4 protein-coding genes are annotated in these 7,923 nt (G+C 58.7%); 2 read left to right on the plus strand and 2 right to left on the minus strand.

Going from position 1 to position 7,923, the window contains the following annotated elements; all coding sequences use genetic code 11:
- Positions 1-32: 32 nt before the first annotated feature.
- Positions 33-3,341, plus strand: a complete 3,309-nt coding sequence (locus HBJ59_RS25685; protein ID WP_167665177.1) for an EAL domain-containing protein — start codon at positions 33-35, stop codon at positions 3,339-3,341.
- Here the strand turns inward: HBJ59_RS25685 and HBJ59_RS25690 are convergent.
- On the minus strand, positions 3,327-5,225 hold the full coding sequence (locus HBJ59_RS25690) for a hypothetical protein (protein WP_167665178.1): 1,899 nt from the start codon (positions 5,223-5,225) through the stop codon (positions 3,327-3,329). The genes HBJ59_RS25685 and HBJ59_RS25690 overlap by 15 nt on opposite strands.
- A gap of 59 nt (positions 5,226-5,284) precedes the next feature.
- Complete coding sequence (locus HBJ59_RS25695; RefSeq protein ID WP_167665179.1) at positions 5,285-6,094, minus strand: hypothetical protein; 810 nt, start codon at positions 6,092-6,094, stop codon at positions 5,285-5,287.
- 760 nt (positions 6,095-6,854) lie between these two features.
- Between HBJ59_RS25695 and HBJ59_RS25700 the strand changes: the two genes are divergently transcribed.
- Complete coding sequence (locus HBJ59_RS25700; protein WP_167665180.1) at positions 6,855-7,067, plus strand: hypothetical protein; 213 nt, start codon at positions 6,855-6,857, stop codon at positions 7,065-7,067.
- The last annotated feature ends 856 nt before the right edge of the window (positions 7,068-7,923 follow it).

Below are 7,923 nucleotides of genomic sequence, written 5' to 3' on the forward strand. Positions count from 1 at the left end.
CCGAACGCCCATCGAGCCAAGGCCCTGTGATAATGCGCAACCCCGTCAATTCCGTGCCACCTCTGCCTCGCATCTACGCCCTGGACCCACAGGAGGCGGAGCAAAGCTGGGACAGCGCGCCGCAACTGCTGGCGGCGCTCAACGCTGCCCGGCTGGGCGCCTGGAGCTGGGAAATCGATACCGGCCGGATAAGCTGGTCCCGAGGCACCCAGGCACTGTTCGGCTTCGACCCGCACCACCCACTGCCTAAAGACCTGGAATACCTGGACCTGCTGGCCCCCGAGGACCGCGCCAAGGTGGTCCGGGCCTTTCATGCGGTGCTGGCCGGCGAACCCGCAGCCCAAGCCATGCACCACCGTATCCAATGGCCCGATGGCAGCCTGCACTGGCTGGAAATCAACGGCAGCCTGCTGCCGGACAAGGCCGGTCGCCGGCGGATGATCGGAGTGATCCGCGAAATCACCCACCAGCGCGAGCGCGAACACGCCCTCAGCCATTCGGAAAAGCGCTTCGCCACCCTGTTTCATTTGTGCCCGCTAATGGTCCTGCTGACCCGCCAGGCGGACGGCCTGATCAGCGAAGCCAACCAGTATTTCGAGAGCCTGTTCGGCTGGCCGCTGGCCGATGCCATGGGCCGCAGCACGCTGGAGCTGGGCCTCTGGGTACACCCCGAACAACGCGCGCTACTGATCAAGGCCACCCAGCGCAAAGGCACCCCCATCACCATGGAGGTGCAGTTTCGCGCCAGCAACGGGCAGATCCACGATGGCACCCTCAGCGCCCAGAAAGTCGAGCTGGACGGCGAGGACTACCTGATCAGCACCTTCCTCGACACCACCGACCGCAAGAACGCCGAGCAAGCCCTCAAGGACAGCCAGGAACGCCTGGACCTGGCCCTCGACTCGGCACAACTGGGTACCTGGGACTGGCACATTCCCAGCGGCATGCTCTACGGCTCGGCCCGCGCCGCGCAATTGCACGGGCTGGAACCCCAGCCGTTCCACGAATCCTTCGAGGCGTTTTTTGAAGGCATGCCCCAGGAAGAGCGTGAGAGCATGCGCAACGCCTACCGGACCCTGCGCGAAGGCCCGGCGGGCAACTACCAACTGACCTATCGCGTGCAACTGGAAGATGGCAGTTCGCGCTACCTGGAAAGCCGCGCCCGCCTGTATCGCGATGACTTGGGCGTGCCCCTGCGCATGGCCGGCACGCTGCTCGACATCACCGACCAGGTCGAGCGCGAACAACGCCTGACCGCGTCGGAAGAAAAGTTCGCCAGCCTGTTTCTCGCCAGCCCCGACCCGATCTGCGTGACACGCCTGGAGACCGGCCAGTTTATCGAGATCAACCCGGCCTTCACCCAGACCTTCGGCTGGACCGCCGCCGAGGTGCTCAATAACAACGCCGAACAGATCGGCTTGTGGGATGAACCCAGCAGGCGCCTGCAACGCATCGAGCAGGTGATTCGCGAACAGTCCCTGAGCAACGTGGCAATCACCGTTCATCACAAGAACGGCCAAACCCTTAACTGCGTGATCTCCAGCCGCCTGATCCAGGTCAGCGACCAACCCTGCATCGTCACCACCTTGCGGGACATCACCCAGCAGCAACGCTCGGAAGCGGCGCTCAAGGCCAGCGAAGAGAAGTTCGCCAAGGCCTTTCATTCCAGCCCCGACGCGGTGTCGATCACCGAACGCGATACCGGGCGCTATGTAGAGGTCAATGACGGCTTCTGCCGCTTGACCGGCTACCGCGCCGAAGAGGCGATCGGCCTGACGCTGTATCAGATCGGCATCTGGGCCGACGAAAACCAGCGCGCTGCGTTATTGGCCGAGCTGCAGATCAAGGGCCGCATTCATCACCTGGAAATGCTCTGGCACAACAAGCGCGGCGAAGTACTGGCGGTTGAAGTGTCGGTGGAACCCATCACCCTCAATGAAACCCCGTGCCTGCTGCTGACCGCCCGGGACGTGAGCCTGCTGAAAAACGCCCAGGCGCAGATTCGCCACCTGGCCTATCACGACCCGCTGACCAACCTGCCCAACCGCGCCCTGCTGATGGACCGCCTGAGCCAGCAAATCGCCTTGCTCAAACGCCATAACCTGCGGGGCGCCCTGCTGTTCCTCGACCTGGACCACTTCAAGCACATCAACGACTCCCTCGGCCACCCGGTGGGCGACACCGTGCTGAAAATCGTCACCGCTCGCCTCGAAGCCAGCGTGCGCATGGAAGACACCGTGGCGCGCCTGGGTGGCGATGAATTTGTAGTCCTGCTCAGCGGCCTGGAGGGTTCGCGCCAGCAGGTCAGTGCCCAGGTTTCGGAGTTGGCCGACACCCTGCGCGAACTGTTATCCGAACCGATGTTTCTGGATGGCCAACGCCTGCAAGTCACGCCGAGCATTGGCGTGGCACTGATTCCCGATCACGGTTCAACCCCCGCGGACTTGCTCAAGCGCGCCGATATCGCGCTGTACCGAGCCAAGGACTCGGGACGCAACACGATCCAGATGTTCCACAACAGCATGCAGAAAACCGCCAGCGAGCGGCTGCGTATGGAAACCGACCTGCGCCTGGCCCTGTCCCGCGGTGAATTCAGCGTGCACTACCAACCGCAAGTGGATGCCCGGGGTAACCGGATCGTCGGCGCCGAAGCCCTGGTGCGCTGGCAGCACCCGCAGTTGGGCGCGCAATCGCCGGCTGAATTCATCAAGGTGCTGGAAGACAGCGGGCTGATTCTGGAAGTCGGCACCTGGATCCTCGATGAAGCCTGCGGGACCTTCGCGCAACTGATCGCCGAGGGCCTGGTGGACCCGCTGAATTTCAGCCTGTGCGTGAACATCAGCCCACGGCAGTTTCGCCAGAACGATTTTGTCGAGCGGGTGGAGCGCAGCCTGCGCACCCACCAACTGCCTTTTACGCTGTTGAAACTGGAAATCACCGAAGGCATCGTGATTCAGAATCTGGACGACACCATCAGCAAGATGCGCCGCCTGAAAAAGCTCGGCGTGAGCTTTGCGATGGATGATTTCGGCACCGGCTACTCGTCACTGACCTACCTCAAGCGCCTGCCCGTGGATGCGCTGAAAATCGACCAGTCGTTTGTGCGCGATGCCACCCATGACCCCAACGACGCGGAAATCATCCGCGCGATTGTGGCCATGGCCCGCAGCTTGAACCTGGAGGTGATTGCCGAGGGAGTGGAAACCCCCGAGCAACTGGCGTTTTTGCAGGGGCTTGGGTGTCATTTGTACCAGGGGTATTTGCACAGCCGGCCGCTGCCTATGGAGGGTTTCCGGCAACGGCTGGTGCAGGCCGGGCCGTTGCAGTTAAACCAACTTTAGTGCGATGCCATCGTCACGCATCCAGCCCGATGTCCTCAGTGAGGTTTTGGCCCCGTAATCATCAAAAACGCCATCAACCACCGCTACAGAGTGCCCGAAGTTTGCCAGCGTGCCGGCCACGCCACTGGCCAGTTCCTGGACGCTGCTCTGCCGTGTAAAGGCATACAGTCCCAGCCGCTGCAGCGCATCACCGGGGCTCTCGCCATCATTGAGCGTGCCCATGGCCGCTTCAAAACCGACGGCGGCGCGAAACTCGTGATTCTCCATTTGCGCCCGCTTGGCACTGACGGAGTACAAGAACGTCGCGTCCTTGAGCAACCCGGGGTCAGCGCCCTTGAAGTGTGAGCCTTCCCGGGCCTTTTTCAGCTCTTCATGGGTCAAGCGCACCGTACAGGCATCGCGCATGGTCACGGTATAACCCTCGCGCGTCGGGATGATGCTTTTATAGATGCCCCGGGGATTTTGACCGTACTTCATCATCGCCGCCTTGATCGCGGATACCGTGACGCAATTACCCTCGACCCCTTGATAAAATCCGCTCCAGATATTGGCGGGCTTGATCCCCACCGGGACATCGGACGTCGGAGAAACCGTGGGGATTGAATCAGTCGGTAACCCGGCAGGCACCTCCTCGGCGAGCATGTAGCCATACGACCTGGCGACAGACGCTGGTTTTCCAACACTGTGCTGGACGCCATCCAGCACTAAGGCGCCCGAATAGCCGAAGGTATTGATTACCGCGACAGCGCCTTGCTTCATCATCTTGCCGGGGGGAACGAGCCGCAAAAAACCGACCATCCCAAGCCCCTTCAAGATCCTGTAGGGCGTATCGCCTTCCAGAGCGTTTGATAAAGCCCTGCCAAATGATTTGTCCGGCGCGGGATCAAAACGGGTCAGTTGCCTGCGTTTTACGTAGGCCGCCCACATGAAGTTGGCCTGGTTCAGGGCCTGCCTGTCAGGTCCGGCAAACCGGGACGCTTCGCTCGCCTGGTTCAATTCCTGTTCGGAAAGGTGAATCGCGAAGCCGTCCTTCATCGTGATGTTATAGCCCCCTCCTGCCGGGATGACTTTCTCAAACATATCCGCCGGGCTTTGGCCAAATCTCAGCATGAGCATCTTGATCACGGCGGCGTGGCTGCTGACATCAAACGACTCGCCAAACCTTGGTTCAACCGCATTAAAACCATTCAGGATGCCGGAGGGTTTCTCAGGGTTGCGCCTCGCCTGCTCGGCGTTGTCCAACACATAGACGTAATGGCGGTCGGGGCGGTATTGACGGTCAAACCGATGCGCCACCCCATTACGGATCAATGAGGCGCCAAAGTCATGAGTTTCCATAACACCAACGGCGTCCTTGCCGATGAGCTGCTGCGCAGGTATACGCCGCATAAACTGCTTCATCCCCATGCCTTTGAGCAGATTAAAGGTGGTCTCTCCCTGTAAAGACGTCGACAAGGCCGCATCAAAGTTGCTGTTGATACTGCTGTCCGCGCTGGACAACTGTTTGCGTTTGATAAAGACCGCCAACGCAAAATTGGCATTTTCCATTGCCCCTGCATCGCTGCCGACAAACCTCGACGCGGCCGTGGTGCGGCGCAGCTCATGTTCAGCAAGATGCAACTTGTAGCCGTCTTTCAGGGTGATGTCGTAGCCGCCGCCGACGTGCCGGACCTCGCTGAACATATCGGCGCGGCGAGACCCGAGTGTAACCATCATCATCTTGATGACCGCCGAATGAGTACTGGTATCAAAGTGCTCAGCAAATCTACGTTCGGTAGAACTGAAGGCATTGACGATATCGACCGGCCTTTCTTGTGCTTCCTGCAAGCCATGAAAAACGTTGCGGCCGACACTCATCGCAAAACCGGAGTTCAAGACATTCATGTTCACAATCCTCTGAAACACCACCACACGCTGAATCCAGTTGTGAACCTGCGAAAACGTCAGACCAACGCGATGGCATCTCCGAAACGCGGCGCCCCCCCCTTCTTGCCGTACAGCTCCTCACACCCGTCAATCACAGCCACCGAGTGACGCTGCCTGTTGACCATCCCTATCAATGACTTATCTCGAAAGGCTGTTACCGAGACTGTCCGCATGTGTTGGCGCAAACCCAGCCGCAAGAAGCCTTCACCCGCCACCAATTCATCCTCACCATTGTTAAGGCTGTGTATGGCATGCTCAATACTTCTCCCGGCAGTCCCGTCGTTGTTTTCCATCATTGCCCGTTTGGCACTGACAGCAAACAGGAAGTGCGCGTCCTTGAGCATGCCGGAGTCAGTCATTAGGACAAACCTTGAAGCCCTTGTCGCCTTTTCCAGCTCATCCTTTTTCAGGTCCAGCCTGTATCCGTCACGCATCTCCACGTGATAGCCATCACCTACGCCTCGAACAGACTTGAAAATATCGGTCGGGCTTTGCCCAAACTTCATCATCGCCGCCTTGATCGCCGAAATCGTCACGCAGTTACCATCGGGGCCCTGGCGAAAACCGTTCCAGATATTGTCGGGCTTTGCGCCATTACGCTTGCTGGAAAGGTCTCGAAGAACCTGTGCACGTGGATCAGGGAGCGGTAAAACAGGACGGGGGATCACCGGAGGCGAGGGCAACGGTGTTGCCGGAAGGGGTGTCACCGGAGGCATAGGCAACGGTGTTACCGGGGTCGGAACCGTGTTCGTCGGATCCGTCCCGGCCAGGACACGTTGCAACAGGGAAAAGAACTGCGTAAAGACCTCGAGCAACTTCGTCAGCATCGGGCCGTTGTTTGTTGCATCGCCAATGCCGCCTCGATCGTTATTGTTGAATGCCGGGACAGGATCCCTATCAACTTTCCTCTCGTCCGTCGAAACCGTCCTTGGTCGTACTGGACACGAGGCCAGATGCTGATACTCCGTGCTTGCCTGCATCCTTTGTCTAATAGGTAAACAAGACATAAATCCACTCTTTTCCAGAAGCCCCCCGGTCTTGACGACCGGGAAGCAATTTCCTTGATAAACCTTGAGAGGTTGCCGTTTTATCGACTTATCCGACGACCTGGATTGAAGCGCCAATCGTTGTTGGAAGCCTGTTTCCCGCGGTTGCCGGACGACTCAAAAAAGTCGTTCTCGGCAGGTCCTGGAGCCGTCACGTCCGGCGTTACTGGAGGCCGGGGGGCGATTGGCGTCTTGTCATCAACGACTGGTGTTACTGGCCTGTTAGGAATAACTGGCACCTGGTTATCAACACCTGGCGTTACTGGCCTGTTGGGAACAACTGGTACCTGGTTATCGACACCTGGCGTTACTGGCCTGTTGGGAGCAACTGGTACCTGGTTATCAACACCTGGCGTTACTGGCCTGTTGGGAACAACTGGYACCTGGTTATCAACACCTGGCGTTACTGGCCTGTTAGGAACAACTGGAGCCTGGTTATCAACACCTGGCGTTACTGGCCTGTTGGGAACAACTGGCGTTCGGTTATCAACACCTGGCGTTACTGGCCTGTTGGGAACAACTGGCGTCCGGTTATCAACACTTGGCGTTACTGGCCTGTTGGGAACAACTGGTACCTGGTTATCRACACCTGGCGTTACTGGCCTGTTGGGAGCAACTGGTACCTGGTTATCAACACCTGGCGTTACTGGCCTGTTGGGAACAACTGGCGTCCGGTTATCAACACCTGGCGTTACTGGCCTGTTGGGAACAACTGGTACCTGGTTATCAACACCTGGCGTTACTGGCCTGTTAGGAACAACTGGAGCCTGGTTATCAACACCTGGCGTTACTGGCCTGTTGGGAACAACTGGCGTTCGGTTATCAACACCTGGCGTTACTGGCCTGTTGGGAACAACTGGCGTTCGGTTATCAACACCTGGCGTTACTGGCCTGTTGGGAACAACTGGCGTCCGGTTATCAACACTTGGCGTTACTGGCCTGTTGGGAACAACTGGTACCTGGTTATCAACACCTGGCGTTACTGGCCTGTTGGGAACAACTGGTACGTGGTTATCAACACCTGGCGTTACTGGCCTGTTAGGAACAACTGGCGCCTGATTATCAACACTTGGCGTTGCTGGCCTGTTAGGAACAACTGGCGCATGGTTATCAACACTTGGCGTTGCTGGCCTGTTAGGAACAACTGGAGTCTGGTTATCGACACCCGGGGTTACTGACGTGTTAGGAGTAATCGGTTTTTTGCCATCGACTCGCCGCGTCATTCGATCTTGCGACCCGGGTTGCACCTCGGGATGAGGGCAGGGACAGTTCATAACTTGAACGGTGACATTGGTAGTCACCCTATTGTCCGGGAATGCGTCCGGCCGGAAGCCAGGGTCGATCCTGTGTCGCGTTGATAACGCATTCGTTTCAGGCGCGACGTTAAGCGTCGGCGCCGGAACTGCTGGGTTGACACCCGGCTTGACGTTGGTTGCCGGGGTCGGCACCGCTGGATTGCTGTCCGCCTGAACCTTGGGCGTAAGGTCCTGAACCGCTGGCTTCACATCCGGCTTGACGTTAGTTGCCGGGGTCGGCACCGCTGGATTGCTGTCCGCCTGAACCTTGGGCGCAAGGTCCTGAACCGCTGGTTTCACATCCGGCTTGATGTT

The organism is Pseudomonas sp. AN3A02 (assembly GCF_011765255.1).
Taxonomy (GTDB): Bacteria; Pseudomonadota; Gammaproteobacteria; order Pseudomonadales; family Pseudomonadaceae; genus Aquipseudomonas.